The 13,186-nt window shown below is 67.7% G+C and carries 13 protein-coding genes and 1 pseudogene; 3 read left to right on the forward strand and 11 right to left on the reverse strand.

The features are described from left to right. Together MLGJGCBP_RS46065 and MLGJGCBP_RS46070 are read right to left on the reverse strand one after the other, a co-directional pair. Positions 1–849, reverse strand: an 849-nt coding sequence (locus MLGJGCBP_RS46065; RefSeq protein ID WP_201453003.1) for an MFS transporter, incomplete at its 3' end; no start/stop codon positions are given. Next, entirely contained in the window at positions 846–2,225 is a 1,380-nt protein-coding gene (locus MLGJGCBP_RS46070; RefSeq protein ID WP_007295977.1) for an MBL fold metallo-hydrolase, read from the reverse strand. The genes MLGJGCBP_RS46070 and MLGJGCBP_RS46065, both read right to left, overlap by 4 nt. Before the next feature lie 91 nt (positions 2,226–2,316). Here MLGJGCBP_RS46070 and MLGJGCBP_RS46075 point away from each other — a divergent pair, with 91 nt between their 5' ends. Further along, positions 2,317–2,970 carry an ArsR/SmtB family transcription factor gene (locus MLGJGCBP_RS46075; RefSeq protein WP_007295976.1) on the forward strand — a complete coding sequence of 218 codons (654 nt, stop codon included), beginning with the start codon at positions 2,317–2,319 and terminating at the stop codon, positions 2,968–2,970. Positions 2,971–2,992: 22 nt separating this feature from the next. Here the strand turns inward: MLGJGCBP_RS46075 and MLGJGCBP_RS46080 are convergent, their stop codons facing one another. The 8 genes from MLGJGCBP_RS46080 to MLGJGCBP_RS46115 all read right to left on the reverse strand — a co-directional run bounded on the left by MLGJGCBP_RS46080 (position 2,993) and on the right by MLGJGCBP_RS46115 (position 9,853). Then, on the reverse strand, positions 2,993–3,523 hold the full coding sequence (locus tag MLGJGCBP_RS46080) for a DinB family protein (protein ID WP_039950538.1): 531 nt from the start codon (positions 3,521–3,523) through the stop codon (positions 2,993–2,995). Between the two features lie 396 nt (positions 3,524–3,919). Next, positions 3,920–5,272, reverse strand: a complete 1,353-nt coding sequence (locus MLGJGCBP_RS46085; protein WP_012686898.1) for an MBL fold metallo-hydrolase — start codon at positions 5,270–5,272, stop codon at positions 3,920–3,922. Positions 5,273–5,358: 86 nt separating this feature from the next. Then, positions 5,359–6,132, reverse strand: coding sequence for a sulfite exporter TauE/SafE family protein (locus MLGJGCBP_RS46090; protein WP_012686899.1), 774 nt, complete (start codon positions 6,130–6,132; stop codon positions 5,359–5,361). A gap of 44 nt (positions 6,133–6,176) precedes the next feature. Continuing rightward, positions 6,177–6,590: a DUF302 domain-containing protein gene (locus MLGJGCBP_RS46095; RefSeq protein WP_007296768.1), complete on the reverse strand. Its 414-nt coding sequence runs from the start codon at positions 6,588–6,590 to the stop codon at positions 6,177–6,179. A 60-nt stretch (positions 6,591–6,650) separates the two neighbouring features. Further along, positions 6,651–6,899, reverse strand: coding sequence for a YgaP family membrane protein (locus tag MLGJGCBP_RS46100; protein ID WP_007296769.1), 249 nt, complete (start codon positions 6,897–6,899; stop codon positions 6,651–6,653). Positions 6,900–6,944: 45 nt separating this feature from the next. Beyond that, entirely contained in the window at positions 6,945–7,217 is a 273-nt protein-coding gene (locus MLGJGCBP_RS46105; RefSeq protein ID WP_012686900.1) for a metal-sensitive transcriptional regulator, read from the reverse strand. A gap of 94 nt (positions 7,218–7,311) precedes the next feature. Next, positions 7,312–9,468 (reverse strand): MMPL family transporter, encoded by a 2,157-nt coding sequence (locus MLGJGCBP_RS46110; protein ID WP_160094889.1) that lies wholly within the window; start codon positions 9,466–9,468, stop codon positions 7,312–7,314. 70 nt (positions 9,469–9,538) lie between these two features. Next, complete coding sequence (locus tag MLGJGCBP_RS46115; RefSeq protein ID WP_007296772.1) at positions 9,539–9,853, reverse strand: rhodanese-like domain-containing protein; 315 nt, start codon at positions 9,851–9,853, stop codon at positions 9,539–9,541. Between the two features lie 358 nt (positions 9,854–10,211). Here MLGJGCBP_RS46115 and MLGJGCBP_RS46120 point away from each other — a divergent pair, with 358 nt between their 5' ends. Both MLGJGCBP_RS46120 and MLGJGCBP_RS46125 read left to right on the forward strand, forming a co-directional pair. Continuing rightward, positions 10,212–11,591 carry an MBL fold metallo-hydrolase gene (locus tag MLGJGCBP_RS46120; RefSeq protein WP_012686902.1) on the forward strand — a complete coding sequence of 460 codons (1,380 nt, stop codon included), beginning with the start codon at positions 10,212–10,214 and terminating at the stop codon, positions 11,589–11,591. 41 nt (positions 11,592–11,632) lie between these two features. Further along, positions 11,633–12,006: pseudogene (locus tag MLGJGCBP_RS46125) on the forward strand (thioredoxin family protein). 404 nt (positions 12,007–12,410) lie between these two features. Here the strand turns inward: MLGJGCBP_RS46125 and MLGJGCBP_RS52720 are convergent. After that, on the reverse strand, positions 12,411–12,566 hold the full coding sequence (locus MLGJGCBP_RS52720; protein WP_007296776.1) for a DUF6131 family protein: 156 nt from the start codon (positions 12,564–12,566) through the stop codon (positions 12,411–12,413). Positions 12,567–13,186 lie beyond the last annotated feature (620 nt).

Consider the following 13,186-nt stretch of genomic DNA (forward strand, 5'->3'; position numbering starts at 1 on the left):
GTAGAGGGCGAACAGCAGCCCGATCTGGCCGGCGCCCAGGTCGGCGGTGGCGAACAGCAGCGGGAACAGGCCCCAGGAGAGCCCGAAGTTGAGGTTGTTGACCAGGCCGGCCTGGCTCGCCGAGGACAGGGCGGGCTCGGTGAAACTCGTTGCCATGGCGATCTGCCGGTCGGTCAGGTCCGCGTGCAGGTGGTCGTGCGCACCGTCCGCGCGGGGGATGTGCTGCGCGGCCTCGAGACGGGCGTGGTCGCGGGTTTCGTGGATGAACACCCCGGACAGCAGCAGCGCGAGGGCGGTGTAGGCCAGTCCGAGCAGGAACGGGGCCGGTCGCAGGCCGAACTGCTCGGCCAGGTACCCGGCCAGCAGCGAACTGACGGCCACGGCCCCGTAGCCGGCGGCCTCGTTCAGGCCCATCGCCAGGCCGCGGCGGGCGGGGCCGACCAGGTCGATCTTCATCACCACGGTGGTCGACCAGGTCAGGCCCTGGTTGATGCCGAGGAGCACGTTGGCGGCGACCACCCACCACCAGTTGGGGGCGGCGATGAGCATCAGCGGGACGGGAATGGCGAACAGCCAGCCCACCAGCAGCACCGGTTTGCGGCCGTAGCGGTCGGAGAAGGTCCCGGCGAGGTAGTTGGCGGCGGCCTTGGTGATCCCGAACGCCGCCACGTAGGTGAAGATGAATGTGTAACCGGTGAGGGCGAATTCGCCTGAGGCGAGCAGCGGCAGCACGGTCTGCTGCTGGCCGACCATGCCACCGACGAGGGCGTTGACGGCGACGAGCAGGCTGAACTGGGCCAGGTTGGGGCCCAGGCCGAGTCGGATCGGCCGGGGCGAGGTGGTGCTCATGCGCCGGTCTTCGCTGATGTGCCGGTCTCGAGGGTGCGGCCGGTGGCGGCGGCCCAGTCGTCGGGTCCGCCCTCGAACACCGTGAGGTTCCGGTGCCCGGCGCGTTCGAGCAGGCTCGCCGCGCCCATCGCGCGTTCCCCGTGCCCGCACATCACCACGGTCGGCTCGTCCGGCAGGTCGTCGACCCGGCCCGGGAGGGCACCGAGTTCGATGTGGACGGCGCCCGGCAGATGCCCGGCCAGGTATTCAGGGCGTTGCCGGATATCGAGAACCCGCACGCCCTCGACCCCGTCGGGGCCGGTCAGCGCCGTGGCGGCCACCTCGAGTTCCGCGGCGGTCCAGGCGGCGAGGCCGCCGCCGAGTTCGCCGATCAGGTTGTCGTACCCGATCTTCAATGCCTGCCACACGATCTCGTTCACGTCCTGATCGGGGTCGCGGACAATGATCAGCGGCCGGTCGGCCGGGGCGAGCCAACCCAGCCAGCTCGCGAACACCGGCCGCAGCGGAATCGAGAGAGCGCCGGGGATGTGGGCGGCCGCGAAACGGGCCAGCGGGCGCACATCGATCAGGGCGGCGCCGCCGGCCAGCCGGGCGCGGACGGTGTCGACGGTCAAGGCTGGCAGCACCGGATCCTGGTCGAGGAGTGGGGGACCGAGCCGGTTGATCTCGCCGAGACGGAGGAAGTACGGCGGATAGCTACCGAGGGATCCCAGCAGTTGGTCGACGAAGGTGTCCTCGTCCCGGGTGGCGAGCAACGGGTTGGTGGCGCGCTCGCGGGCGATGGTGCTGGTGCGGTCCGCGCCCGGCGGGGCGGAGCAGAACGACCCGGCGCCGTGGGTCGGCCAGACCGCGACGTCGCCGGGCAGCGCGGCCAGGCGCTGCAGGGAGGCGTACTGGGCGCGGGCCAGGACTTCGGTGCGATCCGGTCCGAGCAGGTCGGTGCGGGCGGCCGAACCCACGATCAACGATCCGCCGGTGAACACCCCGACCTCCTTCTCGCCGTCGAGGAGCAGGAACGACAGGTGCTCGTGGGTGTGCCCGGGCGTCATCAGTGCCCGCAGCCGCAAACCGCCCAGGTCCACCTCGTCGCCGTCGCGCAGCCCGGTATGCGGAAACTCCCGGTCCCCGGCCGCCGAGGCCAGCACCCGCGTTCCGCCGGTGGCACCGAGTTGGTGGGCGCCGGAGAGGAAGTCGGCGTGCAGGTGGGTGTCGGCGGCGAACGCGACGGTCAGCCCGCGGCGGGCGGCCGCGGCGTGGACCGCGCGCAGGTCGCGGCTGACGTCGACCGCCAACGCTCGGCCGTCGCCGAGATCCACGAGGTAGGCGGAGTTGCCGAGCCCTTCGTCGATGAGCGGTACCAGATCGATTCCGGCCATGGTGTCTCTCCTGTGTCGACTAGGTCGGGTGTCGCGGTGCAGTGCCCCGACTCCATGTTCTACACTATTCCAAAGATGATTGGAGAATACTATGGGTGATCGGATCGCGAAGACGGAGCTGTTCGACCAGTTCGCCCGGGTCGGCAAGGCGCTGGGCAGTGGCAAGCGGCTCGAACTGCTCGATCTGCTCGCCCAGGGCGAGCGCACCGTCGACGGGCTCGCCCGCGCGGCCGAGTTGGGGCTGACCACCGCGTCGGCGCATCTGCAGACCCTCAAGCAGGCCAATCTGGTCGCCACCCGCCGCGAGGGCACGAAGGTGTTCTACCGGCTCGCCGGTGCGGATGTGGCGCAGCTGTTCGCGCTGGTCCGCACGGTCGCCAACGAGCACCTGCCCGACGTCGAAGCAGCCCGCGCTGCCTACCTGGGTCCGGACACCGACCAGGTCAGCAAGGACGAGCTGCTCGAGCGGGCCCGGTCCGGGAAGGTGACGGTCCTCGACGTGCGACCCCGCGAGGAATACGAGGCCGGGCACATCCCGGGCGCGGTGTCGATCCCGTGGGATGAGCTCGCCGATCGTCTCGCGGATCTGCCCGAAGATCAGGAGATCGTCGCCTACTGCCGCGGCGCGTACTGCGTGTTCGCGCACGATGCGGTCCGGTTGCTGACCGACCACGACCGGCAGGCCTCGCGGCTGGCCGACGGCATGCTCGAGTGGCGCCTGGCCGACCTGCCGGTCGCGACCTGAATCTCCCTTCTTCCGGCGATCGTCAGTCGAGGGTGAGCTGCCGCCGGTGGAAGTCGAAATGCTGAGCGGGGTAGCGGTAGAGGTCCTCGAGGGTCATGTAGTCCGCGAAGAACGGATCCCACCGGCCGGGGAAGTGCATGCCGCGCTGCAGGTCGTTCTCGGCCTCCGCCGCCAGACTCCGCAGGAGTGAATCGATGACCTTGTCGCATTGCCGCACCATGCGGTGACGGTTGAATACCCGGGCCGCCTGGCACGTTCCCCGATAGTTGACCTCGTCGAACAATCGCGTCGAGGCGTTCTGGGCGGCGGCGAAGCGGCGACTGACGCCGTCCGGTAGCCGGCCGAGGAGCCGGACCAGGATCAGTAGACGGCGCACCACCATGTAGCCGAACACCATGTGAAACAACAGTTGCTCGTTCGTCCAGCGGGTGCCCTCGGAGGGCCGGTCGAAGCCCTCGGAGCTCGCGCCGCCGACCAAGCGGTGAAACTCAGCCCTAACCCGCTCGAATTCTCCGGCGATCTCCCGCCGGTCCACACGCTTTGACCTCGACATCACTGCCCTCGCCTGCGATCGCCTCAGCACCCTCGGTACGGACCATCTTCCTCCGGCCTCAGCGCCATTGCGATCGACTGCCCAGGTCGCAGAGTCAGCAGATGCTCGAAGCTCTTGATGAGGGATCTTTGAATTTATAGTTCGGCATTCCAGCGCGATCAGCGCCGCCGCCGGGTGGGCCCACGACGCGGTCGCCGACATACATCAGAGCGTGGCCGCGGCCCTCGCCATGGCCGTGCTGGTCGGGGGTGCTGCCCGGTGTCATTGGCGTCGGTGCTCGGCGCACAAGGATTCCGGAGGGGCCATGATGCGGACTCATCCATCCGGGTCGAGGCCATGCGGGCGTGGGGATCTCGGCGATCCGTCGTACCCCGGTCACTGCGTGCGCACGGATACCTACGGGGTGCTGGTGATGTCGGTGTCCTTCGCGTTGTCGTACTCGTCGTTGATCAGCACGGTGGTGCGGTCGGGGCGGTCGATCATCGAGGCGGCGATGGAGGATCGGTAGCCGGAGGCGCAGTGCACCCAGATCTCCCCGTCGGGGAGGGTGCCCTGTCGGTCGGCGAGTTCGTGGAGCGGGATGTTGATCGCCCCGTCGATGTGGCTGCTGTCGTATTCGTTGCGTTGGCGTACATCGAGGACGGTGATGTCGTGCTCGGGAAGTCTCTCCGCGAGGGCGGGGAAGTCGGCGACCCGGTAGGACCGCAGTTCGGTGCCGGTGACGAGGGTGTGGATTTCGCCGACCGCGGCACCGGCGAGGTCATCGATGCCGATGCGGACCAGTTCTCGGCGGGCGTCGGTGACCTGGTCTTCGTTTTCGCCGATCAGGGTCAGCGGTGCACCCCACTTGTAGAGCCAGCCAAGGTAGGTGACGAACGAGTCCGACAATTCGAAGCCGAGGGTGCCGCCGAGGTGGCCGGCGGCGAAGGCGGTGCGCTCACGCAGGTCCACCACCCATTCCCCGTCGTCGATGCGGCGGCGGAGCTCGTCCGGGTCGACCAGTTTGGGCAGTGACAAATCGACCGGGGTCGGTCCTTGGGTGTTGATCACGCCCATGTGCGCGTAGTAGGCCGGGTAGTCGCCCAGGCCGGCGATCAGTTCCTCGACGTAGCTTTGCTCGTCCTGGGTCAGGGCAGGGTTGGTGGTGCGTTGTTCGCCGACGGTGGAGGAGTCCCCGCTCGCGGGGGTTGCGGCGCAGAAGCTACCGAATCCGTGGGTGGGGTAGATCTTGGTGTCGGCGGGGAGCGCGCCCGCCAGACGGCGCACCGAGTGGTACTGGGCGTGGGTCAGTTCCCGGGTGTGATCGTTGCCCAGGAGGTCGGTGCGGCCGGTGGTGCCGAAGAGCATCGATCCACCGGTGAAGACTCCGCGGATGCCGCCGGTGGTCTCCCGCAGCACGTAGCTGACGTGGTGGTGGGTGTGGCCGGGGGTGTGCATGACCTGCAATTGGATCGGGCCCGCGTCGATGAGGTCGCCGTCGGATACGGCGCATCGCTGGTAGTCGACGTCGTCGCCGGTGGGGACGACGTACTCGGCCCCGGTGGTGCGGGCCAGTTCGAGGCCGCCGGTGACGTAGTCGTTGTGGATGTGGGTCTCGAGGACATGGGTGATCCGCACATCCCGGTCGTGGGCGAGGGCCAGCACCCGGTCGATGTCGCGTTGCGGGTCGACGACTACGCCGACAGCGCCGTCGCTGACCAGGTAGCTGCGATCGCCCAGGCTCGAGGTCTCGATGATCGACACGTCCATGACTCGTACCTTCCTCACATATTCTCTGGTGTTCGCATACCCGGGAGGGCATAGGTGAAACGGTGTGGTGCCGGCCGCCCGCGGCATCAGCGCAGCAAAATCGTGTCCACCAGCACGTACGCGGCGACGACGAAAACGAGATAGGCGAACCACCGCTGCAACTTGTCGGTGTCGACCTTGGTGCCGAAATGGCCGGCGATCAGCGACCCGGCGATCGCGGTGCCCGCGAACGCGGCGGTGATCGCCCAGTCGATGCTCGCACCGCTCAGGTGCGAGACCAGACCGGCCGCCGAGTTCGCGACGATGATGACCAGCGAGGTGCCGACCGCGACCGACATATCCAGACCGAGCATCAGCACCAGGGCGGGGATGATCAGAAACCCGCCGCCGACACCGAACAGGCCGGTCAAAAAGCCCACCGCGACCCCGGCAGGGATGGATCGGGGGGCGCAGCGGCGCCAGTCGATCCCCGAGTCCCCGACCTCGCAGGCGGTGCCGGTGTCACCACGATCCATCAGCATCCGGATCCCGGCGAGAACCATCACGGCGGCGAAACCGACCATCACCACCGATTGCGGCAGCAGTCGCCCGACCGCGCTGCCGGCGAAGGTCGCGGGAATACCGCAGGCGGCGAAGACGCCAGCCATGCGCCAGTTCACTTGGTGCTCGCGAATTTTCGGGATGGCTCCGACGAGGGAGGCGACACCGATCACCAGCAGGGAGATCGGAATGGCCTGCTCGAGGTCGAGACCGAGACCGAAGACCAGCGCGGGGACGGCCAGGATCGACCCGCCGCCGCCGAGGAGTCCGAGCAGGACACCGATGATCGCCCCGAGCGCGAGTGCGATCGTTATTTCCACATAACTCCTTTCGCCATCAGCCGTGGGGGCGGGGGCGGGTGTGGTTACCGGTCGCCGGTGTCCTGGGAGAGGGTGTCGATGGCGGCCTGCAATGCGGCGGTGGCGTCGTCGGCGACCGCCCCGAGCCCGGGTTGGTCGGCGACCTGAACCATCACCTGCGGGTTCATCGCATCGACCAGCACCGCACCCGGATCAGCCGGGTCGGCGCGCACGACGACGTTGCACGGCAGCAGCAGCCCGATCTGCCGGTCCACGGTGACCGCGCGATGGGCGAGCGGCGGATTGCAGGCACCGAGGATCAGATAGTCCTCCATGTCCTCACCGAGTTTCGCCTTCAGGGTGGCCTTCATATCGATCTCGGTGAGGACCCCGAAGCCTTGGTCCGCCAGGGCTTTGCGGGTGCGGTCCACCGCGTCGGCGAACGAGGTGTGCAGGGTGGTCGACAGTGCGAGCGTCATGAGCGTGTGCTGCCTTTTCTCGGAGAATATGGGATGGGATCGGCCGGTCACCTGCCCCGATCATCGTCCCGATGGGGCGGGAGACGCCGCGACGAGGCGCGGTACGCCGAGGCGGTGCAGCGGCAGACTCGCCGGGCACCACCCCGCCGCGCCGAACAGCAAAAGGTTGGCCCCGACGAACCTGGTGAGCAGCAGCCACCACAACGAAAAAGCCACGGTGAGTGCGAGGCTCGCGAGCACCATCGTTCCGGCCAGCAACGGGACCACCCGCTCGATCGTCCAGCCGCGGGCGGGGAGAGCGTCGGTCATGGTCGCCTTTCGTCGACGTCGAACGGAGGTCGGGGTGAAAGTGGCTCAGGCGAGGGCGAGGAAGAGTTTCTCGAGTTCGGCCTCGGTCATCGGCTCCTTGCCTTTCTCGGCCGCCTCGCCGGTGAGGCATTCGCGTAGGCCGGTGGCGACGATCTTGAACCCGGCCTTGTCCAGGGCCCGGGAGACCGCGGCGAGTTGGGTGACGACGTCCTTGCAGTCGCGGCCCTGCTCGATCATCGAGATCACCCCGGCGAGTTGCCCGTGGGCGCGGCGGAGCCGGTTGAGTACCAATGCGATGCTGTCTTCGTCGCCGACCATGGCGGTTTCCTTTCCTAGACCTCCCCCCACTGTACCCCCCGGGGTATCGGTGCGGGGTGGGTAAGGGACGCGCCGACTCACCTCCGCACCGGCCTCAGTGCGAGAAGTTGATCTTCGGCAGCACCATGCGCAGCCACGCCGGTGACCACCAGGCGGCGTGCCCGGTCAGCCGCAGCAGTACCGGCAGCAGGATCAGCCGGATCAGCACCGCGTCGAGGAGCACGGCGACACCGAGGATGATGCCCATCTCCTTCGGGGGCAGCGGGTCGGCGAGGGCGAAGGTGAAGAACACGGCGACCATCACCGCGGCGGCGGCGAAGATCACCCGTCCGGAATGGGCGAGGCCGTCGACGTGCGCGACCGTCGGATCGCCGGAGTGTTCGTAGTGTTCCTTCGCGGTGGCGAGGAGGAAGACGGTGTAGTCCATGGCGATTGCGAAGATCATGGCGAAGAAGAACGCCGGCCCCCACCCGTCGAGGAAGCCCTGGGGGGTGAAGCCGAGCAGGCTCGCGCCGTGGCCGTCCTGGAAGATCAGCTTCGCGACCCCGAATGCGGCCGCGGTCGAGAGCAGGCTGACCACGGTGCCGAGGAGTGCGATCAGCGGGGCCTGCAGCGCCACCAGCAGCAGCACGAACCCGAGAACCAGGATGATCCCGACGATCAGCGGGAGGTAGTCGTTGAGGGCCTGCTGCAGGTCCAGGTTCTCCGCCGGTGCGCCGCCAACCAGGGCGCCTTGGGGTAGGTCGGCGCGCAGGGTGTCGAGGATGGTGCCCATTCGTGTGTCGGAGGGATCGACGGTCGGCATGGCCTGCAACATGACGTAGTCACTGCCGTCGGGGGCGGGCTGCGGCGGCGTCACCATCGCGATGCCGTCCGTCGCCGCGGCCGCTGCGGCGGTCTCGGCACCGCCCGTGGTGGGGGTGATGATCTGCAGCATGCCCGGTGCACCCTCGCCCATCTGGGCCTGGACGAGTTCGTAGCCCTGGCGGACCGGGGCGTCGGTGGGAACGACCTCGATCGAGGGCATCGCGACCTTCAGTCCGAGCGCGGGGACCGACAGCGCGATCAGCACCAGAAGGGCACCGATCGCGAACGGCCACGGGTGGCGATGCAGCAGTTCGCCCCAGGCGGCGAACCGCGGCGAACGGTGTATTTGCCGCTTGGCGTAGGGCAGGGAGCCGGCGTTGACCTTGCCGCCCAACGCGCCCAGGGCGGCGGGCAGAAGCGTCATCGAGGCCAGCAGGACGAAGAACACCGCGAGCATGATCCCGACGGCCATCGTCCGCACGGCCGGCGCGGGCACCAGGAGAACGGCGGACAGGCTGACCAGCACCGTGATTCCGGACAGAACCACGGCCTTGCCTGCGGTTTCCATGGTGTCGGCCACGGCGGCACGCGGCGACGTGGCGTGACGGATCGCATCGCGGAAGCGGGCGACGATGAACAGGGCATAGTCGATGCCGAGGGCGAGTGCGAACATCATCGCGAAGTTCATCGCCCACACCGAGATCGGCGTGATCTCGTTGAGCAACACCAGGCCGCCGGCGGAGGCGACGAGCCCGGCCAGGGTCAACAGCAGCGGTAGCCCGGCGGCGACGAGAGACCCGAACGCGAGCACCATGATCGCCAAGGTCACCGGCCAGGAGAACAATTCCGCCTGAATCATCGCGTCGTGATTCGCCTTGTTGAAGTCGCTCCACAGCGCGGACGCCCCCGTGGGATACACCTCGATTCCGTCGCCGGACAGGGCGGTCAGCTCGCCCTTGAGGTCGTCGACGGCCTTGACCATGTCGTCGGTGCTCGCGTTCGCGCCCGCAATGAGGATGCCGGTGTGCCCGTCCGGGCTGATCGACGTCCCCGGCTGCGGTGCGATCACCGCACCGAACCGTGGGTCGCCCGCGAAGACGGTCCCGACGTCGGCCAGGGTGTGCTGCATCTGCGGGCTGTCGATGGTCTGAGTATCCGAGTGCACGACCACCTGCACCGCGGCCGAGGAATTACCCCCGAAATGCTGCTCCGCGAGCTCGCGGACCTGCACCGACTCCGATCCATTGGCCTGCCACCCGGCACCGGCCAGCGAACTGAACACCGACGGCGCGGCGGCACCGAGGGCGACCAACAGGATCAGCCAGATGCCGAACACCCATTTCGCGTGCCCGGCCATGGCCGCGCCCATGCGGCCGAGCACACCGCCCTCGGTGATCGGCTCGGTCCTCGGGGCGTCGCCGCCCAATGCCGTACTGCGGGTCATACAAGTCCTCCTCGAGGTGATGGCAAAGCGCTGGCAGCGCGTATCGGCGAGGTCGGGCGTGAGGGTGCGCTCACGATCCGTCTCCGGTGTCGAGCGGCCGGCCCAGGGCGGCCCAGCCCGAGGTGCCCCCGGCGACCGAGACCGCACCGCGGCCGGTGGCCTCGACGATGCGGGCCCCCTCCCGGCTGCGGTTACCGGACGCACAAATCACGTAGACGACCTCCCCCGCGGGAATCTCCACGGTGTGAGCGGCTAGTTGCCCGAGCGGCATCAACAGCGCACCAGGTACGTGCCCGTCGACGTACTCCCACCGCTCGCGCACATCCACGACGGGAACTCCGTCGGCCCAGCGCACGGCGAATTCACCGAGGTCTACCTCACGCATATCAAACTCCTTCATACCCTAGGGGGTATTTTCAGGAACTCGCTCACTGTACCCCAGGGGGTATGTCGGTACGCAAGTGTGTCGATTGCTCGCGACGTGAGCGAGCAAAGGGCCGAGGAGGATCCGCGCCAGTTCGGGCAGTGCCGTCATCGGAACCTGGCGCAGCCATGCGCCGCTTTCGGCCGGCGGCGGTGCGGGCCACTAGGGCGAGACGGCGGTGCCGACTTCCGTCGTCGAACAACATTCCGGTCGGGATAACCAAGCATGGACAGATACCCCTAGGGGTACTTGACATACCCTATGGGGTATATGGCACCATGTTGCACATACCGAGGACATCGACCCGATGGAGGAACGCATGATTCTCGAGCAGTACTACATCGAGTGCCTGTCGCACGCGTCGTACCTGATCGGTGACGAGAGCACCGGCCGAGCGGTGGTGGTCGATCCGCGCCGGGACATCGGCGAGTATCTCGACGACGCCGACAAGCACGGGTTGCGCATCGAGGGTGTGATCAACACCCACTTCCACGCGGACTTCGTCTCCGGCCACCTCGAATTGGTCGAGGCAACCGGGTCGTGGATCGGGTTCGGCGAGGCCGCCGAGACCGACTACCCGATCCGCCGCCTACGCGACGGCGAGCGAATCCGCCTCGGCGAGGTCGAGCTCGAGATCCTGTCGACCCCAGGACACACGTGGGAGTCGATCTCGGTGCTGGTGCGCGAACGGGCGGGGGTGACCCCGACCGCGGTGCTGACCGGCGACTCACTGTTCATCGGCGACGTGGGCCGGCCGGATTTGGTCAACCTCGGCCACGGATCCAACACAGACCTGGCCCGGGCGATGTACCGCACGGTGCACGAGAAGCTGCTGACCCTGCCCGATCAGGTCACCGTCATGCCCGCGCACGGTGCCGGCTCGTCCTGCGGGAAGAACCTCTCGACCGAGCTGAGCTCGACTATCGGGGAGCAGCGCGCCACCAATCCGTCGGTGCAGCCGATGAGCGAGGACGCCTTCGTCGCGCTGGTCACCAACGGCCAACCCGCGGCGCCCTCCTACTTCTCCGTCGATGCCGCGATGAACAAGCAGGTCCATCCTCTCCTCTCCCGAGACCGGGCGATCCCCGAACTCTCGCCGGAGCGGGTGCGCGCCGAACTCGTCGCCGGTACCCGGGTGGTCGACGCGCGCAGCGTGGACGACTTCGCGGCCGGGCATCTGTGCGGCTCGGTCAATGTCGGGTTCGACGGCCGGTTCGCAGAAACTGGCGGGATGGTCGCCGAAGTGGGCGAGAAGCTGGTGCTGATCACCTACCCGGGCGAGGAGCAGGACGCGGCAGTGCGGCTGGCGCGGATCGGCTCGGACGATACGGTCGGCTACCTGTCCGTCGGCCACGACGGACACTTTCCCGCCGAGCTGGCTGATCTCGTGCAGTCGGCGCTCCGCACCACCGTCGACGAGCTCGACGCTCTGCTCGCCGCCGATGCGGTGACCCTGATCGACATCCGCAATCCGGGCGAGCGGGAGTTCGGGACGATACCAGGGGCGGCGCCGATTCCGCTGGCGCAGTTGCACACCCGGCTCGAGCAGATACCCACCGGCAAGCCGATCGTGGTGCACTGCGCCGGCGGCTGGCGGTCGAGTGTGGCCGCGTCGCTGCTGCGGGCGCAGGGCTTCGAGAACGTCTCCGACCTGCTCGGCGGCTACAACGCCTGGGCCGAGGCGCACGTCCCCGCCTGATCAGGCCACACGCAGTCCCGATCAACGAAGGCGCCCAACCGGTGGCAACGAAAAATCTCACCCTCGTGGACTTCGAGTCCACGATCGCCGACAGCGGCAGCGGTCTCGTTGACTCTGGGCCTCTTGGTGCGGACCCTGCCGCGCCTTCGCCCCGGTGTTCGAGAAGTCCTCGGCCACGCATCCAGATATCGTGCACGCGAAGGTCGACACCGAAGCCGAGCAACAACTCGCCGCCATGGCGAACATCCGGTCGATCCCCACCATCATGGCCTTCCGCGAAAGCGTGCTCGTCTACTCCCGGCCCGGGTACTGCCCGCACGCGCCCTCGACGACCCTGATCGGCAGGGTGAAGGCCCTCGACATGGCTCTGGTGCACGCGACGGTCGCCGAACGACGCGCAGTCGCCGGCGCCTGACCTGAACCGTTCACCCGAACCCCGCACTCCGTACCCAGGAGGATCCCATGTGTTACCCCGTCACCTGCGCGAACTGCGGCAACACCGGCTGGGGCGGTTGCGGCCGACACCTCGACACCGTCATGAGCTCCGTGCCTACCGCCGATCGCTGCACCTGCCGTCAGGACACCACCCCGGTCCAGGACCAGCGTCGCACCCTGCGTTCATTCTTCCGCCGCTGACCGCCTGGCCGAACGGTCGGCTGCGCGATCGCGGCAGAGGCTATCGTTCTCGATGGTCAGCACTTGAAACGCGCGAGCGAACGTACCTCGCGGCCCGTAACGAACCGGCGATATCTTGACCACCATCGAATTCGGCGCTCGCCTCGGCGAGGTCCGGGGCCCGCTGAAAGCCGTAGGGCATCTTTAGAACCAGTGACGGCGTCCACCGACGGCGCGGCCGGTGGCCCCGAGCAGCGCGAGGATGACTCCGATGACCAACAGGATGATCCCGATGGTCCAGAGGATTGAGATGCCCGCCACGAATCCGATCACGAGCAGAATCAGTCCGAGAATGATCACGATGAACCTCTTCTCGGCGCGTGTGCGCCAATCATCCGCGGTTACCCCCTCGTCGTAGTCGGAAAACAGATAGTCGACAGCGAGATGCGCAGGGTTGGCCGTGAGCAGGGGCACCCATGCGCGGCAGGCGTCACTCATGGTGTGTGCGGGTGACTGCTGCAAGAAACGCACGATCTTCTGCGGGCTCCGGGTGCGCGGAGGGGCCGGTCGGGTTTCGTAATGGTCCCGGCCACAAGTCGCGGAGGCGATCGATTTCGTTTGTTTTCGTCGAGTTCTCCACCTGGGTTCTTCCTCGACGCGGCGCAGTTGTGCCCCGCAACTGTCACGGGCGCGGAAGTGCTGGTGATACTCGATCCTTGTCGGAATACCGCAAACACGATCTGCCCCACACCATTCCCCACGATTCTCGTGTCATCGCCTGCTCCGACAACGGTCACGGAGGTACTAGCAGATCCGGCAACAGTCTTTTATGCCGCCTTGTCGGGGTGATCGGAAGGCTGCGTCCGCGGGGGCACGGGAACGCGCTCCCCGCCACGTAGGGGCCTAGGGTGTGTCTCCCAATGATTTGTGGTGTTGTGCTGCAGACTCTTCGGTGTGGCAGACGTTGTTGATCGGTTTGA

Source organism: Rhodococcus sp. T7 (assembly GCF_009872365.1).
Taxonomy (GTDB): domain Bacteria; phylum Actinomycetota; class Actinomycetes; order Mycobacteriales; family Mycobacteriaceae; genus Rhodococcus_F.